The 22,968-nt window shown below is 47.9% G+C and carries 18 protein-coding genes; 13 read left to right on the plus strand and 5 right to left on the minus strand.

Annotation, left to right across the window (positions count from 1 at the left end):
• Nucleotides 1–273 precede the first annotated feature (273 nt).
• The 6 genes from DB398_RS00035 to DB398_RS00060 all read left to right on the plus strand — a co-directional run bounded on the left by DB398_RS00035 (nucleotide 274) and on the right by DB398_RS00060 (nucleotide 11,468).
• Nucleotides 274–3,432, plus strand: coding sequence for a SusC/RagA family TonB-linked outer membrane protein (locus DB398_RS00035; protein ID WP_108422366.1), 3,159 nt, complete (start codon nucleotides 274–276; stop codon nucleotides 3,430–3,432).
• Nucleotides 3,433–3,447: 15 nt separating this feature from the next.
• Complete coding sequence (locus DB398_RS00040; protein WP_108422367.1) at nucleotides 3,448–5,157, plus strand: RagB/SusD family nutrient uptake outer membrane protein; 1,710 nt, start codon at nucleotides 3,448–3,450, stop codon at nucleotides 5,155–5,157.
• 28 nt (nucleotides 5,158–5,185) lie between these two features.
• Nucleotides 5,186–5,989: a hypothetical protein gene (locus tag DB398_RS00045; protein WP_108422368.1), complete on the plus strand. Its 804-nt coding sequence runs from the start codon at nucleotides 5,186–5,188 to the stop codon at nucleotides 5,987–5,989.
• 292 nt (nucleotides 5,990–6,281) lie between these two features.
• Nucleotides 6,282–8,000: a GMC oxidoreductase gene (locus DB398_RS00050; RefSeq protein ID WP_108422369.1), complete on the plus strand. Its 1,719-nt coding sequence runs from the start codon at nucleotides 6,282–6,284 to the stop codon at nucleotides 7,998–8,000.
• On the plus strand, nucleotides 8,000–8,653 hold the full coding sequence (locus tag DB398_RS00055) for a gluconate 2-dehydrogenase subunit 3 family protein (RefSeq protein ID WP_108422370.1): 654 nt from the start codon (nucleotides 8,000–8,002) through the stop codon (nucleotides 8,651–8,653). The genes DB398_RS00050 and DB398_RS00055 overlap by 1 nt, the downstream gene beginning before the upstream one ends.
• 199 nt (nucleotides 8,654–8,852) lie before the next feature.
• A complete protein-coding gene (locus DB398_RS00060; protein ID WP_108422371.1) occupies nucleotides 8,853–11,468 on the plus strand; it encodes a M14 family metallopeptidase in 2,616 nt (871 codons plus the stop codon).
• 78 nt (nucleotides 11,469–11,546) lie between these two features.
• On the opposite strand, the gene DB398_RS00065 is transcribed toward DB398_RS00060, so the two are convergent.
• The 3 genes from DB398_RS00065 to DB398_RS00075 all read right to left on the minus strand — a co-directional run bounded on the left by DB398_RS00065 (nucleotide 11,547) and on the right by DB398_RS00075 (nucleotide 13,541).
• Nucleotides 11,547–11,918 carry a hypothetical protein gene (locus tag DB398_RS00065; protein ID WP_108422372.1) on the minus strand — a complete coding sequence of 124 codons (372 nt, stop codon included), beginning with the start codon at nucleotides 11,916–11,918 and terminating at the stop codon, nucleotides 11,547–11,549.
• A 131-nt stretch (nucleotides 11,919–12,049) separates the two neighbouring features.
• The gene (locus tag DB398_RS00070) at nucleotides 12,050–12,805 is read right to left on the minus strand and encodes a sulfite exporter TauE/SafE family protein (protein ID WP_108422373.1); all 756 of its coding nucleotides are present in this window, start codon (nucleotides 12,803–12,805) and stop codon (nucleotides 12,050–12,052) included.
• Nucleotides 12,806–12,950: 145 nt separating this feature from the next.
• Nucleotides 12,951–13,541, minus strand: coding sequence for a riboflavin synthase (locus DB398_RS00075; RefSeq protein WP_108422374.1), 591 nt, complete (start codon nucleotides 13,539–13,541; stop codon nucleotides 12,951–12,953).
• 58 nt (nucleotides 13,542–13,599) lie between these two features.
• Between DB398_RS00075 and pdxA the strand changes: the two genes are divergently transcribed.
• From pdxA to DB398_RS00110, 7 genes are all read left to right on the plus strand, one after another.
• A complete protein-coding gene (pdxA, locus tag DB398_RS00080; protein WP_108422375.1) occupies nucleotides 13,600–14,652 on the plus strand; it encodes a 4-hydroxythreonine-4-phosphate dehydrogenase PdxA in 1,053 nt (350 codons plus the stop codon).
• A 109-nt stretch (nucleotides 14,653–14,761) separates the two neighbouring features.
• Nucleotides 14,762–15,295 (plus strand): YceD family protein, encoded by a 534-nt coding sequence (locus tag DB398_RS00085; protein ID WP_108422376.1) that lies wholly within the window; start codon nucleotides 14,762–14,764, stop codon nucleotides 15,293–15,295.
• Nucleotides 15,296–15,302: 7 nt separating this feature from the next.
• The gene (gene rpmF / locus DB398_RS00090; RefSeq protein WP_072876398.1) at nucleotides 15,303–15,503 is read left to right on the plus strand and encodes a 50S ribosomal protein L32; all 201 of its coding nucleotides are present in this window, start codon (nucleotides 15,303–15,305) and stop codon (nucleotides 15,501–15,503) included.
• Between the two features lie 174 nt (nucleotides 15,504–15,677).
• Nucleotides 15,678–16,673, plus strand: a complete 996-nt coding sequence (locus tag DB398_RS00095) for a beta-ketoacyl-ACP synthase III (RefSeq protein WP_108422377.1) — start codon at nucleotides 15,678–15,680, stop codon at nucleotides 16,671–16,673.
• Nucleotides 16,674–16,700: 27 nt separating this feature from the next.
• Complete coding sequence (gene accB / locus DB398_RS00100) at nucleotides 16,701–17,189, plus strand: acetyl-CoA carboxylase biotin carboxyl carrier protein (RefSeq protein ID WP_108422378.1); 489 nt, start codon at nucleotides 16,701–16,703, stop codon at nucleotides 17,187–17,189.
• Nucleotides 17,190–17,278: 89 nt separating this feature from the next.
• Complete coding sequence (gene accC / locus DB398_RS00105) at nucleotides 17,279–18,637, plus strand: acetyl-CoA carboxylase biotin carboxylase subunit (protein WP_108422379.1); 1,359 nt, start codon at nucleotides 17,279–17,281, stop codon at nucleotides 18,635–18,637.
• A gap of 35 nt (nucleotides 18,638–18,672) precedes the next feature.
• Entirely contained in the window at nucleotides 18,673–19,791 is a 1,119-nt protein-coding gene (locus tag DB398_RS00110) for an NAD(P)/FAD-dependent oxidoreductase (RefSeq protein WP_108422380.1), read from the plus strand.
• A gap of 69 nt (nucleotides 19,792–19,860) precedes the next feature.
• Here the strand turns inward: DB398_RS00110 and DB398_RS00115 are convergent, their stop codons facing one another.
• Nucleotides 19,861–20,523, minus strand: coding sequence for an ABC transporter ATP-binding protein (locus DB398_RS00115; protein ID WP_072876386.1), 663 nt, complete (start codon nucleotides 20,521–20,523; stop codon nucleotides 19,861–19,863).
• 10 nt (nucleotides 20,524–20,533) lie between these two features.
• Nucleotides 20,534–22,951 carry an ABC transporter permease gene (locus DB398_RS00120; RefSeq protein WP_108422381.1) on the minus strand — a complete coding sequence of 806 codons (2,418 nt, stop codon included), beginning with the start codon at nucleotides 22,949–22,951 and terminating at the stop codon, nucleotides 20,534–20,536.
• Between the last annotated feature and the right edge of the window lie 17 nt (nucleotides 22,952–22,968).

Genomic DNA, 22,968 nt, shown 5'->3' on the forward strand with positions numbered 1-22,968 from the left:
TTGATTGCTGGGCCGATTTTGATATTGAGTAATTATTAAAAAATTAACATTTGTTTGATGAAACGAAAATATTTCTATGAAAAATATTGGGAATACGCAGAAATAGTTCTCGTGGCCGTAATTATTGGCCTTTTTATTTTCCTCATCATGTATGTGCTATAGGAATGTTGAAAGGCCCTTTGCTACTCTGTCAAAATACTAACTAAAATTGCTTACATAATGATAAATCCTAAATTACTAATTATTGCTTTGGTGCTATGTTGTCCGATATTCATGTGGGCACAGACTGTGACCGTGACAGGATCCGTTGCTGATACAAATGGCATGCCCATACCGGGAGTGTCCGTATTGGTAAAGGGGACAACGAACGGTACAAGCACTGATTTTGATGGAAAGTTTGCCCTCCAAGGGGTAAAGACTACCGATGAACTATTCTTCTCCTATATAGGAATGGAGGCGCAAACAGTGGCCGTGAATGGCAGAACTGCCATTAACATTGTTCTTGAGGAGTCTTTGGAATCCTTGGAAGAAGTCGTGGTTGTGGGTTACGGGGTCCAAAAAAAGGCCTTGACCACAGGAGCGAACCTAAACGTGGGGGGAGACGATATTGAAGGGCTGAACACCGCCACGGCCATGGAGGCCTTACAAGGTATTGCCCCTGGGGTAAGTGTCACGAGAAACAGCGGACAACCGGGAGCAGGAACCAAAGTGACCATCCGAGGACTCGGGACCATTGGCAACTCCTCCCCACTCTACATTGTGGATGGGGTGGCAGTGGGCAACATCGATTATCTCAGTTCTTCCGACATAGAGTCGATGGACGTGCTCAAGGATGCTGCATCTGCGGCAATCTATGGGTCACGGGCGGCCAATGGAGTTATACTGGTCACCACCAGAAAGGGAAGAAGGGGCCGATCTGCCCATGTGAGGTATGATACATATTATGGTTTCCAGAAAATTTATAAGAACGTTTCCCCTTTAAATGCCCAGGAATACATGTATATCATGGACGAAGGAAGGGTGAACGATGGTCTGGAACCCAACAATTGGGAGGCAATTCTCCAGAACAATGCATGGCTGAACGCCAACTATCCGGGCAATCTGGGAACCCAACTGGGTGCCGATATTTGGGACATGCTCCAAAATGGTTGGCAAGGGACCAACTGGATAAATGAAATGAGCACGAGAAATGCGCCGGTCGCCAACCACACCATCAACGTGACCGGAGGAGGGGAAGACAATACATATGCCTTCGGCATGTCCTATTTTGACCAAACAGGTATCCTTGGGGGCAGCTTGACCAATGCAGGTTTCAAACGACTTACTTTGCGGATGAACACGGAGTTCACCCTTTTCAAGAAAGATGAACGTGACCTGATCACCCTTGGGGAAAACCTCACCTACACCAATAGTGAGAACAGGAGCGTGGCCACGGGGAACATCTATTGGAACGACCTCCACAATGCATTGGTACAAAATCCATTGATGCCGGCCTATTGGGACCAATCCCCCGATCAATATGGGTTTACCCCTACCCTGGACGGCCTTTCCAACAATCAGACAAACCCATTGGCCGTGATGTATTATAGGCACAACTATAGCAATTTGGGCAACCGGAACAATACAGTGGTTGGAAACGTCTATCTGGAGATTGAACCCATCGAAAACCTGAAATTAAGGTCATCGTATGGTATCGATGCATGGTTCGGACATAGTCGTTCTTGGGCACCCACCTATGCCCTTGGGGTACTGTACAGCAATACGAACGACCGGGCCGAACAAAGCCAGTACCTTGGGAATAATTGGACCTGGACCAATACCATTTCTTATGATCGTTCCTTTGGGGACCATCAGGTCAATGCATTAGTGGGGTATGAGATGTACAAAAACCAGATCAACACCAATGTGGGCGGTTCCAAGGCAAACACCCGTTTCGGTTTCCCCGAATACGCCTATTTGGACAATGTGGACAAGACGGATGTCAACTCAATAGACACTTGGGGCAGGGACAACGCCGCAGGTGGTGGAGGACTGCTCTCCTATATTGCACGTGCACAATATAATTATAAGGAAAGATACCTGCTTTCGGCCACCATGCGTGCCGATGGCTCTTCCAATTTTGCCAAAGGGAACAGATGGGGCTATTTCCCATCCCTCTCGGCAGGATGGATCCTTACAGAAGAGAATTTTCTGTCAGGGGCCAAAGGGGTACTTGACTTTGCCAAGCTAAGGGCCAGCTGGGGACAAAACGGAAACCAGTCCATAGATAATTTTATCTATAGCTCCAACATAGCATACCTGAACCCGGGATATTTTTTCGGGGACACAAAGCCCATTTCCCAGCCAACAGCGGTTCCTGCAAGGGTTACAAATCCCGATGTCACTTGGGAGACATCGGAACAATTAAACTTTGGTGTGGACATGAGATTGCTACAGTCTAGGCTCGGACTAACGTTCGATTGGTACAAAAAGACCACCAAGGATTGGTTGGTCGTGGCACCCATTCAAGGCACATCGGGTGCCGGTGCCCCATATGTGAATGGAGGGGATATCGAGAACACAGGATTGGAAGCAATGCTGTCATGGAACGATTCGGCCAATGATTTTAAATATGGGATCACTCTGAGCGGATCGTACAACAAGAATGAAATCACCAGAATTGCAAATGCCGATGGGATCATACATGGCCCCAGTTCGGTACTGGCCCAGGGAACTTCAGAAGTGTCCAGGGCCGAGGTGGGCAAACCCATAGGGTTTTTCTATGGATACCAGACAGATGGAATCTTGCAGACACAGGAGGAAGTGGATGCTTATGTGAAACCTACCGACGGGACACCATATTTTAGTGATCAGCGTCCAGGAGACGTAAGGTTTGTCGATCAAAACCAAGACGGTATTATTGATGAGGCGGACAAGGTGATGTTGGGCGATCCCAACCCCGATTTCCAGTTGGGCATCCAGTTGGACATGGAATACAAGGGCTTTTTCACCAACATTACCATGGCAGGAAAGTTTGGTATGCAAGTAATGCAGTCCTACCGGTCCTTTTCGGATAATTTTGACCAAAACTATACGACCGAAATTTTTGATAGATGGCACGGGGCGGGCACATCCAATAGACTGCCGCGCATGAGTTCGGTGTCCAACAGGAACACCAACTTTATCTCTGACATCTATATGCACGATGCCGATTTCCTCAGGATCAATAACCTTACGGTCGGCTTCAAGTTGGGCAGGTATCTTTCGAATATAGACTACATCTCGGAAATAAGGATATATGGTGCAGTGAACAACCTGTACACCTTCACAAAGTACGACGGAATGGATCCGGATGTATCCTTTGGCCATGATGCCAGCTGGGCATCTGGAATAGACCTAGGGCTTTATCCCCTGCCAAGGACAGTGATGTTCGGGCTTAGTATCGACTTTTAATCTTTAAAATACACTATGAAAAAATCAATATATCTTTTGTCCTTGACCATCATGTTTGTTATGATAGGTTGCAGTGAGGACTTTTTGGAGACCGACAACCTGTATGAAAAGAGTCTGGATAACTTTTACCAGACACCACAAGACATTCAAGAGGCTATGTCAGGGGTTTATAATGCCATGTACACGGGAGGGGTGCACAGTGATGAGGCCATAGCGGCCAACCTCCTCTCCGATATGATGTTGGGCGGGGGCGGACCCGATGACAAATCGGCAAAGAATGTAGATCAGTTCCAAGACCCGGAAGAAGATACATATCGAGATCTTTGGATTCAGACATACAATGGGGTCACTAGGGCGAACGCCATTTTGGAAAAAACAGAGGAAGCTGATTTTTCATCCTATTTTGATACAGCGACAGAAGCAGAGACATTCAAGGCCCAAGCCATTGGGGAAGCATATTTCATGAGGGCCTTCTATTATTTCAGGGCGGCCAAGTTCTTTGGTGGTATGCCGTTGATACTTAAGATTGACGACCCTCGCGATGCGCCCAGATCATCTTTTACCGAAACTTTTGCCCAGATCGCTGAGGATTTTGTCGCAGCAATCAACACTATGCCAACAGTTCAGTTCCAGCAAATTCCGACTTCTGAGTACGGGCATGCGAACAAATGGGTTGCCGAGGCATACTTGGCAAGGGCATACCTGTTTTATACAGGATATATGACCAACATCGAGGGGCAGGCCACAGATCAGCTTCCATTGGCCTCGGGAGGCACATTGGGAAGCAGTGAGGTACTCGCCTATTTGAATAACTGTATAGATAATAGTGGTTATGGGTTGGCCTCTGACTTTAGGAACCTTTGGCCTTATTCCTACGTCAACCAAAGTGCTGGAGCCGTAGTATTGCCTTGGGCAGATGCGGAAGGACTATCATGGGTGGGCCAGGATGGACACTCACCAACCTTTGGTACTGGAAACTACGAGACCATGTTCATGGTTCGGTATGCCTTCGGAAACTGGGATTGGAGCGAGGGTCAAAAATACAACAACAGAATGCCCCTATTCTTTGGAATTAGGGACAACTCCATGGTGCCTTTCGGACAAGGCTGGGGTTGGGGTACTGTAAATCCGAAGCTCTGGAACCAATGGGACAACGCCGATCCCCGAAAAGAGGGATCAATTATCGAATTGGGAAATGCAGATCAAGGAACAGATGGATATGAGGCGGACAAAGGTGACCATGAAACAGGGTATTTTAATAAAAAGTATACTACCGTTCAACATGATGGTGCCGATGGAGTGCGGGGCATGTTCTACTATCTCTATGACATGAACCACGGGGATCCCATGCAGCTCTGGGCGGCCCAGGATTATATATTGATGCGGTTTGCCGATGTGCTCCTGATGCACTCGGAGATATCAGGTACCAATACAGGTCTTAACTTGGTCAGACAAAGGGTGGGCCTTGGGCCCGTAGGATACTCTTTGGATGCCATAAAGCAAGAGCGAATGCACGAATTGGCATTCGAAGGACTGAGATGGTTTGACTTGGTACGTTGGGGCGATGTGGAATCGGCCTTCGGAGAGACCATCGATGTTAGGAACTCGGGAATAGACGCAAAATATAGTGTGCAGTACAGACCCGAGACCAAGGGATTGGTTCCTATACCAGAAACTGAGGTCAGGCTTTCCAATGGGGTTTATCAACAGAATCCTGGTTGGTAGATTAAAACAATAACTCAAATCAACAGAGATGAAAAAAAATAGAATCACGATCATAATGTTGGCGAGCTTATACGCAGCCATCGCTCTAATGTCCTGTGAGCCTATAGAGGACAGAAGCTATTTAGAGAACAATACCGATGTGGCAGGAGTGGAACTTGTGGCAACTCAAAGTACACAAGGGGGCAATCAGATTGAACTTCACATGACAACACCAGGTGTTACGGGGTATTGGGACTATAACCTCGGAAGAGCCTATACCGATAGGGTCGAATTCATATACCCTATACCGGGAACGGCAACGTTCACCTTCACAGGGACCTTGGGGGCCGAGTTTTTTTCCAAGACCATAGAAGTACAGATCGATCAATTGGACCATTCCCTAGATCAAGATTGGTACGATCTGGTGGGAGAAGAGACCGCTTTGGGGAAGACCTGGGTGTTTGACGGGGGTCCAGACCCCGATGGGGGAATGTGGTGGTATATGTCACCCAACAATGATCCAGCGTCATGGCAGACCGCTTGGTGGAATGCAGCAGGAGATTGTTGTCCACCCGTTGATGCAGCAGGAAGAATGGTATTTGACTTGGATGGTGCCGCCAACTATACCTATTATTCCGGGCCATCGGCGGATCCAGTGGAAGGAAATTTTGTTTTAAGTGTTACCGACCAGACCTTGACAGTGACAGGGGCCAATATTTTAGGGGCTGAAGCACCTCGGGGAAACCCCAATGGAGTATACACGATTATCTCCCTGACCGAGGATGAAATGATTCTGTATGTACCCAACAATGAGGGGGGTACGGGATGGACATGGATTTTCAGGCCAGAGTAATCTTTCTATACCAACAACAAAAAGGATGAATATTAAAAACTATAAATAGGAGTTAGTCGTCAAAACCTCTCCAAACGACTTGTTTGGAGGGGTTTTTAGTTTTTACACTACAAACCAAAAAGAGTTGTTTCAACACTTATATTCCTGTAAATCCCTAGCTCCGATAAGGGTTTCATAATTTCTTTCTGCCCCATCCCATTTAATTTTTACGGATAAAGGGTTGTTATTCAACAAAACATCATGTCAGCATTAATTATTTATTGGTAAATTGAGCCAACTAAGAATATACTAAATGAGCAAATTTTATTTCAACGAGGAACAGGAATCCTATGATGCCATCGTGGTGGGCACGGGCATCAGTGGCGGTTGGGCGGCCAAGGAACTGTGCGAGAAAGGTCTAAAGACCTTGGTCTTGGAACGTGGCCCTATGAAAAAACACCGCGAGGATTACCCAACGGCCAACTTGGACGCTTGGGACCTTCCGCACCGCGGACAATTGACAAGGGAGCAAAAGGCCAGACAGGAAAAGCAATTACGGACAGGCTATTTGGGCAACTCCGCCCATAACTTTTGGTTCGTGGACGATGTGGACCACCCCTACAACGAAACCAAGCGTTTCGATTGGCAACGAGGTTACCACGTAGGAGGCCGTTCCATTATGTGGGGCCGCCAAAGCTATCGTTGGAGCGACATCGACTTCGGTGCCAACAAAAATGATGGTATCGCAGTGGACTGGCCCGTGCGCTATAAAGACATTGCCCCTTGGTATGATAAGGTGGAAAGCTATATCGGTGTTTCCGGTGAAGCCTTGGGACTTCCCCAGTTGCCGGATGGTATTTTTGAACCCATGATGGAGCTCAACTGCGTAGAGCAGCATTTCCGCGAAAAAGTGGCCGAAAATTTTGATGGTCGCGTCGTCACCGCAGGACGTACGGCACACATCAACAGTGATAAAAAATTTGAGGGTGATGGCCGTGTGCGTTGCCAATATAGGAACCGTTGTATCCGTGGGTGTCCTTTCGGGGCCTATTTCAGCAGTTTGTCATCTACCCTGCCCGCAGCGGAGAAAACAGGCAACCTTACCCTAAGACCGGACAGTATCGTCCATGAGGTCATTTATGACCCCAATACTCAAAAGGCAACAGGGGTCAAGGTCATCGATAGGGAAACCAAAGAGGAGTTCGAGTTCAAGGCCAAGGTCATTTTCCTTTGTGCCTCAGCAATAGCTTCAAGCTCCATTTTGATGCAGTCCCGTTCCGATAGGTTCCCCAACGGTCTTGGAAACGACTCGGACCAATTGGGAAGAAACATCATGGACCACCACCTCGGCGTTGGGGCCAGTGGCAAGTTCGACGGTTACGAGGACAAATACTATAAAGGAAGAAAGCCGAACGGCATCTATATCCCAAGGTTCAGGAATTTGGGAGAAGGCACCAACTCCGACAAGTTCATCCGTGGTTATGGATACCAAGGAGGAGCCGGAAGGGGCAACTGGGAACAGACCGTAGCGGAACTATCCCACGGAAAGGAATATAAGGACGCCATGCTGAATGCCGGTGGTTGGACCTTTGGAATGGGAGGTTTCGGTGAGGTACTTCCTTATGAGGACAACCGCATGACCCTTGATTACGACAAAAAGGATCAATGGGGGCTTCCCACCGTCACTTTTGATGCCGAATTCAGGGACAACGAATGGAAGATGAGGGAAGATATGAAAGAACAGGCCGTTCAAATGCTTACCAAAGCAGGTTTGAGGGATGTTCAACCGTTTGACAACCCAGGGGCCCTCGGTTTGGGGATCCACGAAATGGGCACGGCGCGTATGGGACTGGACCCAAAGACCTCCGTGGTCAACGGGAACAACCAGGTACACACCTGTAAGAACGTGTATGTGACCGATGGCGCCTTTATGGCTTCGGCCAGCTGTGTGAACCCTTCGCTCACCTACATGGCATTCACCGCAAGGGCTGCCGAACATGCCGCCCAAGAACTTAAAAAAGGAAACATATAATGGAAAGAAGATCAGCACTCAAGAACATGGGGATGGCCTTCGGCTACGCCGTGGCAACCCCTACACTGTTAAGCCTGCTCCAAAGCTGCAAGGACAAGCCGTCCTATGCCGAATGGGTACCCAGCTTCCTCAGCAAGGAACAAGGACAGGCCTTGGCCCTGACCTTGGACGTGATCCTTCCCAAGACCGATACACCATCGGCCACAGAGGTGAACGTGCACACCTTTATCGACTCCTATATGGATGAGGTGATGCCCTTGGAACAAAGGGATTTCACCATGATGAAGATGGAGAAGTTCTACGACAAGGTTTTGGAAAGCTCTGGAAAGGACAACTTGGCGGACGTGGAGGCGGAAGATATCGATTCCGTGTTGACGACCTATCTCAGGAAGCGCACCGACGAAGAAGAGGAAGCGCATAGGGAGGCCGTGATGAACTATTTTCAGACCATACAGCAAGGCGGCGAGGCCACTCTGGATTCGGAAGTGGCGTGCTATGCATTCGCCAACGAGCTTAGGGATTTGGCCATATGGGCCTATAAGTCCTCCGAAATGGTCGGAGAAGAAGTACTGGCCTACCTGCCCATACCCGGGGAATTTGTTCCCTGTGGCGATTTGCAGGAACTCACAGGCGGAAAGGCTTGGTCCGAATAGACTAGGTCATATCACAATAAAAGGGCCTCCTGTTTGGGAGGCCCTTTGCTTTTCATTCATCAAAAAACAGAGGGTCGCGAAATAGGAGGTGGTTGGACAGCGGCCCCCAAAAAGCAATGCGAAGGGGAATTCAATCCATATTCACGCAATTTCCTCCACACAAATCCTTAATTTTCAACAAAATTCAAACTAATTCAAAATGATTTCAAAAACCAAGGCACCAAAAGCACTGCTGGCCGCAGTACTTTTATTGGCCTGCGCTTCTTTGGCCGTGGCGCAGAAAGCCCCATCCCCCAAAGATGTATATGGATTTAGGGTGGGAGACGATTACAAACTGGCAGATTATGCCCAGATAGAAGATTACCTGACCCAATTGGACAATGCGTCCAACCGCATCAAAAAAATTGAGATAGGCGAAACCGTGTTGGGTCGAAAAATGTACCTGTTGTTCATTTCCTCGGAGAAAAACCTGGCACAACTGGACAAATGGAAGGACATTAGCGCCAAGTTGGCCCGGGCATCGGTGAGCGACCAAGAGGCCGCAAAACTTTCCCAGGAAGGAAAGGCCATTGTTTGGATTGATGGGGGAATGCACTCCACCGAACTCGCACATGGGCAGATGACTTCCGAACTGGCCTACACCTTGGCCACTTCTGAAACTGCGGAAATGAAGAACATCCGCGAAAATGTCATCACCCTGCTCATGCCCGTGATGAATCCAGATGGGTTGGACATTGTGGTGGACTGGTACCGAAAGAACATGGGCACACCCTATGAAACTTCCCGCCCCCCGATACTGTACCATTACTATATGGGACACGACAACAACCGGGACTGGTTCATGAACAACATGCCGGAAACGTACAACGTCACCAAAATTCTGTACAACGAGTGGTATCCACAGATTGTGTACAACCACCACCAATCTTCCCCGGCCTGGACCAAGATTTCCCTTCCGCCCTATGCAGATCCGGTAAACCCCAAGATTCACCCGGCGGTCACTGCTGCAGTGAGTGAGGTGGGCTCGGCCATGACCAAACGCTTTTCATTGGAAAACATGCCTGGGGCCATTGCGGACAATGTCTACACCATGTTCTGGAATGGCGGCGGACGCACCGTTCCCTATTACCACAACATGATCGGGATCCTCACCGAAACCGGACACACCACACCCACGCCCAGGTTTTACGACCCAGAAAAATTGCCCAAGACCGTTGCAGGAGGGACCCCTACCGACGGCACGGACATTATGTACCCAGACCCGTGGAAGGGCGGTGAGTCGCACTTCAGGGATGCCGTGGACTATATGTTGACGGCCACTTGGGCCACATTGGACCTGGCTGCGGACCGAAAGGAGAACTACTTGCACAACATCTATAAAATGGGGAAATCGGCCATTGAAAAAAGCAAGACCGAAGGCCCTTTTGCCTATATCATCGACAAGAACCAATGGGATTCCTTTGAGGCCGTAAACTTGGTGAATGTGTTGTTGCACGGAGGCATCGAAATTGAAAAAGCCACTAGGGATTTTACCGTAAATGGCAAAAAATATGAAAAAGGCACTTATGTGATCTATGCAGGCCAAGCCTTCAGGCCCTATCTTTTGGATCTTATGGAAAAACAGGACTATCCGACACGTTTCCAATATCCTGGTGGCCCTCCGGACACTCCTTACGATTTGGCCGGATGGACCTTGCCCATGCAGATGGGGGTCGATGTGGACAAGATCAAGGAGCCCTTCCAGGTCGCAACAGAAAAGATTTCGACCCCGCAGGTGGACTATTATGACGGAAGCATTTCAAAAAACGGTTCCTTCGGATATGCCCTTAGCGTGAATACGAACGCCTCGGTGGCCGCTACGAACAAGATTTTGAAAGCAGGAGGAACTGCTTTTAAGGCCATGACCGAGTTCAAGGCAGGGAAATCAACATTCCCGGCTGGGTCTTTTGTGGTTTCCGGGGATGAGGCCCTAGTGGAGTCCCTTGCCAAAGAATATGGCTTGGAATTTACAGGATTGGCCGCCAAACCAGAGGTCCAATTGACCAAGATCCATCTACCCAAAGTGGGGCTCTACAAATCTTGGGTGTCCAATATGGATGAAGGGTGGACCCGTTTTGTGATGGACGAATACGCCTTTGCGATGGACACCTTGCACGATGCGGACATCAAAACCATGGACCTGTCCAAATATGATGCGATCATTTTACCCTCCCAACGATCCAAATCCATACTCCATGGGAACAGTGTTTTGGACATGCCGGAAAAATTTACCGGGGGAATAGGCTTGGATGGCTCCATGGCCCTGAGCAAGTATGTGAAGGATGGGGGCACCCTGATCGCTTTTGACGAGGCCAGTGATTTTGTCATCGAGCAGTTTGGACTTCCATTGCGCGATGCGACGGAAGGAGCGGACAGCAAGGACTTCTTTATCCCAGGATCGCTCATCAAAACAGGGATAGACACCTCACACCCCATTGCTTTTGGCATGAAGGACACTGTTGCCGTTTCGTTTAATAGGAGTAGGGCATTCACCATAGACAAGCAAAGCAAGACCGGTGAAGGAGGGAAAGAGGACATCAAGGATGCCCCTGCCCCCGAAGTAGAGGTAATTGCCACCTATGCCGCCAAGAACCTGCTCATGAGCGGATGGGCCTTGGGGGAGCAAAGGTACATTGCGAAAAAGCCGGCCTTGGTGAAGACCAAATATGGCAAGGGCTCTTGTGTGCTGTTCGCCTTCAGGCCACAGTTCAGGGCACAGCCCCGCGGCACGTACAAACTCATTTTCAATGCGATTTACGAAGCTGCTTCGGAATAAGGTGAAGAAATTCAAGAAAAGCCCCGTCAAATTTGACGGGGCTTTTTGTTTTTGTAAAGTGGACTTTGGAATACCGGCCTAATCCCTGTCCCAAACCCATTCCAAACTTTCAGCTTCTTCCAGTTCTTTTTTAAAATCATGTTCCGAGGGAACGGCATCGCCCACGATTAATCTTGTAAAACCGCCCAGATTGAAATTTTTGATGATTCCCTCAATCTGTTCCCGGGCTTTTTCAACACAGGACTCCAACACGAACCAATAGTTTGTTTTGATGAAACCGTCCGCGGATTTTCCCAGATAGGTTTCCCTTCCACCCCAAGCGCCAAGGTTTTTTTGAAAAAGCCGAAGGGAGATTATGGGCAAGGCCGCATCATATCTTTCCCAATCGGCGGTATTGGCAACTTTGTGGATTTCCAGATCGATGTTCACAATCTTTTCATATCCATTCATAATAAATTGTATGGGTGATGATACACCAAACCTAACCCAAAAGAAATGGAACTGTTTCCCAAAATTGACGGATGCCCATATTCAATTGACGGATATTTAAATGGACCAACTTTTTATAAAGCAGAAACGGCTTATCTAAAAAGAATCGCCACGGCACCGATTGCGGTCACCACCAAAATAAATCGCTTGTAGTTTTTCTCGTTGATTTTTTTCACCAGGACAACCCCGAGAACAAGACCGGCAAAAATGGCGGGGAGCAATTTTAGGTTGATCAGCAGGCTTTCCGCGGAAATGGTGTTCCACACAAAAATGTGAAAAGGCAGCTTAAACAGGTTGGTGATGAAGAAGAGCCAGGCCGCAGTGCCCACAAATTCGTTCTTGGGCAGGCGCATTGCCAAAAAGAAAATATTGGTAAAGGCCCCGGCGAGGTTTCCGATCATGGTACAAATGCCTGCCAAGATTCCCATGGAACCCGCAAACACCCAGTGGGAGGGCACGCTTTCAGACTTTCGCCTGTCCCACCACAGCAGCAGGCCCAAACTGAGGAAAATGACCACCACCATGCCCCACTTGAATTCCCGTTCGGGCAAATCCTTCCCGATAAGCACCCCGATGAGGATGCCCGCAATCATCCAAGGAATAAATTTTAGGATGTATTTCCATTGCGTGTGGCGGTTGTAATAGACCACGGCAAAAATATCGCCCACAATGAGCAAAGGAATAAAAAGCCCCGTGGATGCCCTAGACCCAAAAGCAAGGGCCATCAGTGTCACATTGAAAATGGACATGCCCTTGAGCCCCGCTTTGGAAATGCCCATCAGGAAAACGGAAGTAGCGGCCATGGTCCAAGCGGCCACGGAAATTTCAGTGAAAGCGGAAAGAAACATGTAGATTTTTTACTCGTTCACAAAAGTAACCCAAAAAAACGACCCATAACTCGGGGTGCCCTAGGTCAAAACCATCAGTTCGAGTGAAATTTCAGTCAATCAACCGAAGGAATACTAAGTTGTGGTCTTGGGAAAGTGCCCCTTGTCAATTCCGGAGTTCCAGGAGCCTGGCCACATATTTGCCCACCACATCAAACTCCAGGTTCACCTTGGTGCCTACTTTGTAGGTGTGGAAACGCGTGTGTTCAAACGTATAAGGAATGATGGCCACACTGAAATGGTCTTTTTGGGAATCCACCACGGTAAGGCTCACCCCATCCACGGTGATGGACCCTTTTTCAATGGTGACATTGTTCAATTTGGAATCGTAGCCAAAGGTGAAGACCCAGCTGCCGTCTTTCTCCTCAATGGAAGTGCATACAGCGGTCTGGTCCACATGGCCTTGGACGATATGGCCATCCAGCCGAGCACCGAGCACCATGGCTCGCTCCAAGTTCACCTCATTTTCCAAGGTAAGTTCCTCAAGGTTGGTCTTGTTCAGGGTCTCCTCGATGGCCGTCACTGTATATTGGTCCTCATTTAGGGAAACCACGGTCAGGCACACCCCGTTATGGGACACGCTCTGGTCTATTTTCAGTTCCGATGTAATATCCGAAGAAATGGTGAGGTGCAGATTGCCCCCTTCTTTTTCAAGCTTTTCAACTTTCCCCAAAGTCTCTATGATCCCTGTGAACATGTGTCTTATTAATTGACTAGTTTTGTAATGCAAAAGTAGCCATAACGGCAATGATTTTATGGAAGAAAGTCAAAAAATAAGGTTGGGGATCTCCATTGGGGACATCAACGGAATTGGATGCGAAGTGGTGTTGAAAACCTTTGAGGATGCAAGGATGTTGGATTTTTGTACCCCGGTCATTTTCGCATCCAACAAGACCATAACACAGCAAAAGAACGATTTGGGGATAGACCTGACCTTCAATGGGGTAAGGGATGCCTCCCAATCCGTTGAGGGCAAGATCAACATCGTGAGCGTGTGGAAGGAAGCTCCCCAGATTGAATATGGCCAAGCCACCAAAGAAGGGGGAGCCTATGCCATTCAATCGCTGAAGGCGGCTGTGCAGGCACTCAAGGAAGGCGCCATAGATGTTTTGGTGACGGCCCCGATCAACAAGAACAACATACAGGCCGAGGATTTCAAGTTTCCCGGGCATACCGATTTTTTGGCACAAGAGCTCAAGGGAGAAAGCCTGATGTTCATGGTGGCCGATTCGCTGCGCGTAGGCTTGTTGACGGACCACATTGCAGTGAAGGATGTGGCGCAGGCCATAACCCCAAAATTGATCCGCAACAAAGTGGCGACCATGGAAAAATCCCTAAAGATGGATTTTGGCATCCGTAGACCAAAGATTGCGCTATTGGGCATCAACCCTCACAGTGGCGATAATGGAACCATTGGTGAAGAGGACGATAAAATTCTGAAACCGACCATCCAAGAACTGTTCAACAAAGGCACGTTGGTCTATGGGCCCTACTCCGCGGACAGTTTCTTTGGCTCCAACACGCATAAGAACTTTGATGCGATCTTGGCCGCGTACCACGATCAGGGGTTGATCCCCTTTAAAACCCTTTCCTTTGGAAAAGGGGTAAATTACACGGCTGGGCTTGACAAGGTGCGCACCTCGCCCGACCATGGCACCGCCTATGAAATTGCAGGAAAGGGACAGGCAGACGAGAGCTCGTTCAAGGAGGCCGTGTTCACCGCCATACAGGTATTCAGGAACAGGACCGAGTATCTGGAATTGACCAAAAACCCATTGCAAAAGCAAAAGACACGACGGGCAAGCTAAAAAGTTGGCCCTGAAGTGATATTTGTTTGCTATGGAATTGCAGTTTTGCAAATAAGTAGTATCTTTGCACCCGCCTTTAGAGGCTGGTACACAAACCTTAAGTGTAGAAATGATGAAGCTGAAAGAGTTTAATATCCCTTTTTCAGGTCTGAAGCTGGGAAAACATGAATTTGTGTACGAGATTGAAAATGCGTTCTTTGAATCTTTTGAGTACCAAGAGTTTAACGGAGCTTCAATCCAGGTGAAAGCCATCTTGGAAAAGATGAACACCATGATGGAGCTCAAGATCAAGGCCAAGGGAACGGTGAATGTGGATTGCGACCTGACGGGAGAGGCCTATGACCAGCCCATCAGTTCAGATTTGCACCTCGTTGTCAAGTTTGGGGAAGAATACAACGATGAGGATGATGAAATCCTGATCATACCCCACGGAGAGCACCAATTCAACATTGCACAATATATATATGAAATGTTGGTGTTGGCCGTTCCACAAAAACGGGTACATCCCGGTGTTGCGGACGGAACGTTGAAGTCGGACATCTTGGAAAAGCTCGAAGAGCTACAGCCAAAAGAGAAAAAGGAACAAACGGACAAAACAGATCCCAGATGGGACGATTTAAAAAAGTTACTAACGGACAAATAGGTTTATAATGGCACATCCTAAAAGAAAAACATCGAAGACCAGAAGGGACAAGAGAAGAACCCACTACAAAGCAGTGGCACCGACCATCGCCAAAGATTCTGTAACAGGTGAAATGCACTTGTACCACAGAGCTCACTGGCATGAGGGCAAATTGTACTACAGAGGTCAGGTATTGATCGACAAAACAGAGGAAGAAACTGCGGCCTAATCGCAAACTCCACTAAATAAACCAACTCCCGTTCCAAGACAGCGGGAGTTTTTTTATGGTCCATTATTAACATCAAAAACGGGGCATTTTTGACGGGAAAGTCATATAAAATGACTAATTTTCACCGCTTTTGGGTCAAATACCATTGTTTTTGACAAAAAAAGAGAGGCTAAAATGAAAAAAACAACAGCAGCGATCACAGCTGTAGGAGGATATGTTCCAGAATTCGTTCTTTCCAATAAAGTATTGGAAACCATGGTAGATACCAACGATGAATGGATCACTACGAGAACAGGAATCAAAGAACGGAGAATCTTAAAGGAGGAGAATGCGGGCACCTCGTTCATGGCCATCAAGGCTGCGGAAGATCTGCTCCAAAAAAGGGGATTGGATGCGGCCGAGATTGATTTTGTGCTGGTGGCCACGGCAACACCCGACCTTCCAGTAGCGTCCACGGCAGCATACGTGGCCTCGGAGATAGGAGCGGTAAACGCCTTCGCCTACGATCTGCAAGCGGCCTGTTCCAGTTTTTTGTATGGAATGTCAACGGCGGCCAGCTATATCGAATCTGGCAGGTATAAAAAAGTATTGGTGATAGGAGCGGACAAAATGTCCTCCATCATTGACTATACCGACCGTACCACCTGCATCATTTTTGGGGACGGTGCGGGCGCAGCACTTTTTGAACCCAATGAAGAAGGTCTCGGCCTTCAGGACGAATACCTTCGTTCGGATGGGATAGGGCGACAGTTTTTGAAGATAGACGCAGGCGGTTCCATATTGCCTGCTTCCGAAGAGACCGTGAAGAACAAACGACATTATGTATACCAGGACGGCAAGTCCGTTTTCAAGTTTGCCGTTTCCAATATGGCCGATGTTTCCGCATTGATCATGGAGCGCAACAACCTTACCCACGAAGACGTGCAATGGTTGGTGCCACACCAGGCCAATAAAAGGATCATTGATGCCACCGCCAATAGGATGGGTGTTGACCCTGGAAAGGTGATGATCAATATTGACCGATATGGGAACACGACGTCGGCCACACTGCCCTTATTGCTATATGATTACGAAAAGCAATTGAAAAAAGGGGACAACCTAATATTCGCCGCCTTTGGGGGAGGATTCACTTGGGGATCCATTTATTTGAAATGGGCCTATAATTCATAAATCACGCAACTAACAAATTCATATTCGATGGACATTAAGGAAATTCAGAATTTAATCAAGTTTGTGGCCAAATCGGGTGCCAGTGAGGTAAAGTTGGAAATGGAGGATTTTAAGATCACCATTCGCACCGGAGGAGACTCAAGTTATCCCGAAACCACCATTGTACAGCAAATTCCAATGGCCCAGGCCCCAGCAGCCCCAATGGCCACTGCACCTGCAACAAGTGCTCCCGCCGCTCCCGCTGCGGAAGCCGCTCCCAAATCGGAAGATGCAAAATACATTACCATAAAATCCCCCATCATAGGGACTTTCTACAGAAAACCATCCCCGGACAAGCCTGCTTTTGTTGAGGTGGGCAGTTCCATCGGCAAAGGAGATGTCCTTTGTGTGATCGAGGCCATGAAACTTTTCAACGATATTGAATCCGAAGTTTCCGGTAAGATTGTAAAAATATTGGTCGATGATTCCTCCCCAGTGGAGTTCGACCAACCATTGTTCCTAGTGGACCCATCATAGATAATTTTAAATGCTAAATTTTAAGTGACTAATTGTTAGTTATTTAAAACCATTTAAAATTTAGAATCCAGAATTTAAAATTGTATTCTATGTTCAAGAAAATATTGATTGCAAACAGGGGGGAAATAGCACTGCGCATTATACGTACCTGCAAGGAAATGGGCATTAAGACCGTGGCGGTATATTCCAAGGCCGATGAGGAGAGCCTTCACGTACGTTTTGCGGATGAGGCCGTATGCATCGGTCCCGCGCCAAGTAGTGAGTCCTATTTGAAGATCCCCAACATCATAGCTGCAGCGGAAATCACCAATGCAGATGCCATCCACCCCGGATATGGCTTCCTTTCCGAAAACTCCAAGTTTTCCAAGATCTGTGCCGAGCACGACATCAAGTTCATTGGCGCTTCTGGGGAGCAGATAGACAAAATGGGTGACAAGGCAACGGCCAAGGAAACCATGAAGAAGGCCGGTGTGCCAACCGTTCCAGGTTCCCAAGGCCTGTTGAAAGATGTGGACCACGCCAAGAAGGAGGCCAAAAAAATGGGCTACCCTGTAATGATCAAGGCCACTGCTGGTGGCGGGGGAAAAGGAATGCGCGCCATTTGGTCCGAGGAAGAAATAGAGAAAAACTTTGAGAGTGCCGTTAAAGAAGCCACTGCTGCATTTGGCAATGGAGGCATGTATATGGAAAAACTCATCGAAGAGCCCAGACACATTGAAATACAAGTGGTGGGAGACCAGTACGGAAAAGCGTGTCACCTGTCCGAAAGGGACTGTTCCGTACAGCGTAGGCACCAAAAATTGACCGAGGAGACCCCATCGCCCTTTATGACAGATTCCCTAAGGGAAGAAATGGGTAAAGCAGCGGTAAAGGCTGCGGAATACATCAAGTATGAAGGCGCGGGAACCATAGAGTTCTTGGTGGACAAACACCGAAACTTCTATTTTATGGAGATGAACACCCGTATCCAAGTAGAACACCCGATCACGGAACAGGTGGTGGACTACGATTTGATTCGAGAGCAGATCTTGGTGGCCGGTGGTGTGCCGATTTCAGGGAAAAACTACTATCCAAAATTGCATTCCATCGAGTGTAGGATCAATGCCGAGGATCCCTATAACGATTTTAGGCCATCCCCAGGAAAAATCACGACCCTGCACACTCCCGGTGGGCATGGAGTGCGTTTGGACACCCACGTGTACAGCGGTTATATGATTCCGCCCAACTATGATTCCATGATCGCAAAATTGATCACCACGGCCCAGACCAGGGAAGAGGCCATCAACAAGATGCGAAGGGCCTTGGACGAGTTTGTGATCGAAGGGATAAAGACCACGATTCCGTTCCATCGACAGTTGATGGACCACCCCGATTATTTGGCGGGCAATTACACCACCAAATTTATGGAAGGGTTCAAGATGGATCCAAAATATCAAGACGAACATTAATTTGAGACCCCGATGAAAGTCGGGGTTTTTATTTTATGCAACTGAGCTATTGGGAATATAAAACCTGGTTCTCCAATGTGGATTTTACTGTCATTGGCAGTGGCATCGTTGGTCTGAACTGTGCCCTTCAACTCAAGGAACAATACCCCAAGAGCAAGATCCTGGTTTTGGAAAAAGGCAGTTTGCCCCAAGGAGCAAGCACCAAAAATGCTGGTTTTGCCTGTTTCGGTAGTATTTCCGAAGTGTTGTCCGACCTTAGGTCGCATTCCAAGGAAGAGGTGGTGAACCTTGTACAGAAACGCTGGGAGGGCATTCATAACCTTCGGCAACTTTTGGGGGACAAGACGATTGGTTTTGAGCAAAGGGGAGGGCATGAACTTTTTGCGGAGAATAACCCTGATCTCTACGACAACTGTTTGGACCAAATGGAGCATATGAACCGACTGCTCCGGCCCATTTTTGGAAAAGACCCGTTCGTTACTACTGAAAACACCTTTGGATTTCGGCATATTCGTGAGAAATATATCACCCATCAATTTGAAGGACAATTGGATACGGGCAAGATGATGCACGCACTCATCCAAAAGTGCCTTTCCAAAGGGATTCCCATTTTAAATGGCATACAAGTGGAGGAGTTGTTGGAGCAGGGCAATGGAGCCACCCTTGTCACCCCCGATTTTCAGTTCCAGACACGAAAGGTTTTTGTGGCCACCAACGGTTTTGCGGCCAAATTGCTGAAGACCGAAACCGTAAAGCCGGCGCGCGCCCAAGTTTTGATCACAGAACCCATCAAAGGTCTGAAGATCAAGGGTACGTTCCATTTTGATGAGGGGTACTACTACTTTAGGAACATTGATGACCGGATTCTTTTTGGAGGGGGCCGCAACCTCGATTTCAAAACAGAAGAAACCATGGAATTTGGACAGACCCAGACCATTCAGGCCAAGCTGGAGGAACTGCTCCACAACATCATTTTGCCCCATCAGCAGGTAAAAATAGACCGAAGGTGGAGTGGTATCATGGGCGTGGGCACGCAAAAGACACCGCTGATCAAGCAAGTTTCCAATTCCGTTTTCTGTGGGGTACGCCTCGGAGGCATGGGAGTGGCCCTGGGCAGTCTTGTGGGCAAGGAATTGGCCGAACTAGCTGGCTAAAGTATCAAGCGCAAGTATCAAGTTCAAGGGATTTCTCTTGTTTTGAACTTGATACTTGAACTTTTTTAATCAAATCATCCTTCCATCCAAAAGATTGATGACCCTGCTGCCGTATTCCGCATTTTTCTCCGAGTGCGTCACTTGAATGATGGTCACCCCGTCATCGTTCAGTTGCTTGAAGATGTCCATGATTTCCTCCCCTTGTTTGGAGTTCAGGTTGCCGGTCGGTTCGTCCGCCAAGATCAACTTTGGATTGGAAATGAGGGCCCGTGCAATGCCCACCAATTGCTGTTGGCCACCGCTCAGTTGGGAGGGAAAAAGGTCTTTTTTGCCCACGATGCTGAAACGGTCCAGCATATCGGCTACCATGGCCTTTCGTTCCGAACCCTTGAAATTTTTGTAGATGAGGGGCATTTCTAGGTTTTCCTTCACCGTAAGCTCGTCCAACAGGTGATAGGACTGGAACACAAATCCAATGTATTCCTTGTACAGGTTGGCCCTGTGTTTTTCCTTCAGTGTATGTACGGACTCGTCCAAAAAGTGGTACTCGCCCTCATCAAAGGCATCCAGCATCCCAATGACATTGAGCAAAGTGGATTTTCCGGAACCCGAAGGACCCATGATGGAAATGAACTCCCCTTCCTCTACTTCAAGGTTGATGTCCTTCAATAAAAAAATACGTTGGCCACCGGAGTTGACCCATTTGAACAAGTTGTTGAGTTGTAATAGCATGATGATGTTTTTATTCGGTTCGTAAACTTTTTACAGGATTGGCCGATGCGGCCTTCACGGTTCGGGTCCCCACAGTGATGAATGCAATAAGGGTTGCCAAAAACCCAGCACCCATAAAGAACAGTGGGCTCAATGTAACATGAAAGGCATAGTTCTGCAACCATTCATTCAAAAAGTACCAAGCAATGGGCGTGGCGATCACAAAGGCAATGCCCACCAACTTTAAAAAATCCTTGGTGAGCAACAAGGCCACCGAGGAAACACTGGCCCCTACCACTTTGCGCACCCCAATTTCCTTGGTGCGCTGTGCCACCACCAACATGGAAATGGCAAAGAGGCCGATGCAGCTCAATAAAATACCTAGGACACTTCCACTGGAGACAATAGTGGCCATGGTTTTTTCACGTCTGAAGGTCCGATCTACATTTTCATCCAAGAAAGATCCTAAAAATTCGGCCTGGGGTTCAATTTTTCCCCAAGCGGTTTTTATGGCATCAAAGGAGTTGGCCAAATTTTTTGGTGAAACTTTCACATAGGCATAATACAGGTCCCAATCTTTGTTCATGAACAGGGTCAGTGGTGCTATCTGCTTGCTGATGTCCTGAAAATGATAATCCTTGACCACACCAATTACGGAGTAGGTTACCGCGCCATCATCCATGGGAATACGAATGGAAAGTGGGTCCTCGTCCCCAAGTTGCTTTGCCATGGTCTCATTGATGACCAAACTGAGGCTGTCCGTGGCAAAATCCCTGTCGAATGCACGTCCGGCAACTAGCGGAAGGTCCAAGGTGTTGGTGTAGTCATAGTCGACGGTCAGGGCATTGGTGACGACTCCCCTTCCCTTGTAATCAAAGCCCATCATGCTACTGGATTGGCTTCCGTCCCGTCCGCGGCCTAGATTGTTGTCGGCACCCGAAACGCCCAAGATGTCCGGATTGCCCTTTAGCTCGTCGCGAAGGAGGTTCACCACACTGTAGCTGTTCTTCTTTCCGTTCAAAGGAATGGAGATGACCTGTTCCTTATTATACCCTAGGTCCTTGTTCCGCATAAATTCGATTTGGCCATGTAGCACCAAGGTCCCACTGATGAGGATGATAGCAATCACAAATTGAAGAACGATCAAGCTGTTGCGCAGACGGTTCCTTCCTACCTCCAATTTTCCCTTGAGGGCCTTTAGCGTGCCCAATTTGCTCATCATCAGGGCAGGATAACCTCCCGCAATCAGTGTGATGATGAAGAGGGCAAGTGCAAAAAGAATGACCACAATGGGTTGGGTAACATCTGAAAATGAGGCCCTGGTATTAAAAAGCGTTTTGAACGGATTCAAGAGCAAATTGCTCGTCACCAATCCCAATGCCACAGAAACGGCAAAGACGAACACACTTTCCATCCAGAACTGAAAGAAGAGTTGTTTTTTGATGGCACCCAAGGTCTTGCGCATCCCGATTTCCTTAAAGCGTTTTTCGCTGAGGGCAATGCTCATGTTGATGAAATTGGCACTTACAATAAAAATGATCACGAAGGCTATCCCCAAGATCATATAGGGGAAAATGCGGTCCACTTTTGCGACACCAGATGTGTAGGATGCAAAATGTCTATCGGCAATGGGCATCAAATGGAACTGTTTGTACATTCCATTGGCATCCGGAACGGCACCATCACGGATCTCACTTTCTATACTTCCCTTGTAGTGGAGGGCGGTAAAGGGAGCTGTGTTTTGTTCAAACTGCGCCACAGAGACCCCTTTTTCCAGTTGGAGGTATATCGGATGGAACTGGGAATCCCATACATCTTTATTGGTCAGGTAATCCGGGTGGTTTTCGAAGGGCACCACAATTTCAAAGTCAACACTGCTGTTCTTTGGGGTCTCTGCTAGTATGGAGGCAATAGTGAAAGGCTGTTCGTCCCTTCCCATTTTAAGGGAAATGATCTTTCCGACCACATTGTCGGTGGTTCCGAATATTTTTTTGGCTGTTTCCTCCGTAATCCCCACCGTGTTTTTTTCTGGCAAGGGGTTCTCGGTGTTTCCCAAAAGGATGGGATAGGTAAAGATGTCAAAATACGTTGGATCCACATATTCCGCATCCAAACCCAATTCCTTGGCGTTGTAGGTCAGCAACACATCCTCGCTCACCGCCCGAGCAATATGCTTGATACCCGATACCTCTTCCAAAAGGGCAGGGGCCAAGGGTACTGGATTGGAAGTACTGATTTCCGTACCCCTTGGGGTTTGGTTGGAAAGGTAAAGCTGATACGCAGAATCCTTGTTTTCGTGGAATTGGTCAAAGGAAAGTTCAAAAAGAGCGGTCATACTCAAAAGAATGGCCACGGCAAAGGCACAGCTAAGGCCAATGATATTGGCTAGGGAAAAGACCCTGTTCTTGATGAGGTTTCGCCAAGCTATCTTAAAATAGTTCTTCAACATGATTTCCTTTTTTTGGT

Source organism: Flagellimonas amoyensis (assembly GCF_003058265.1).
GTDB lineage: Bacteria > Bacteroidota > Bacteroidia > Flavobacteriales > Flavobacteriaceae > Flagellimonas > Flagellimonas amoyensis.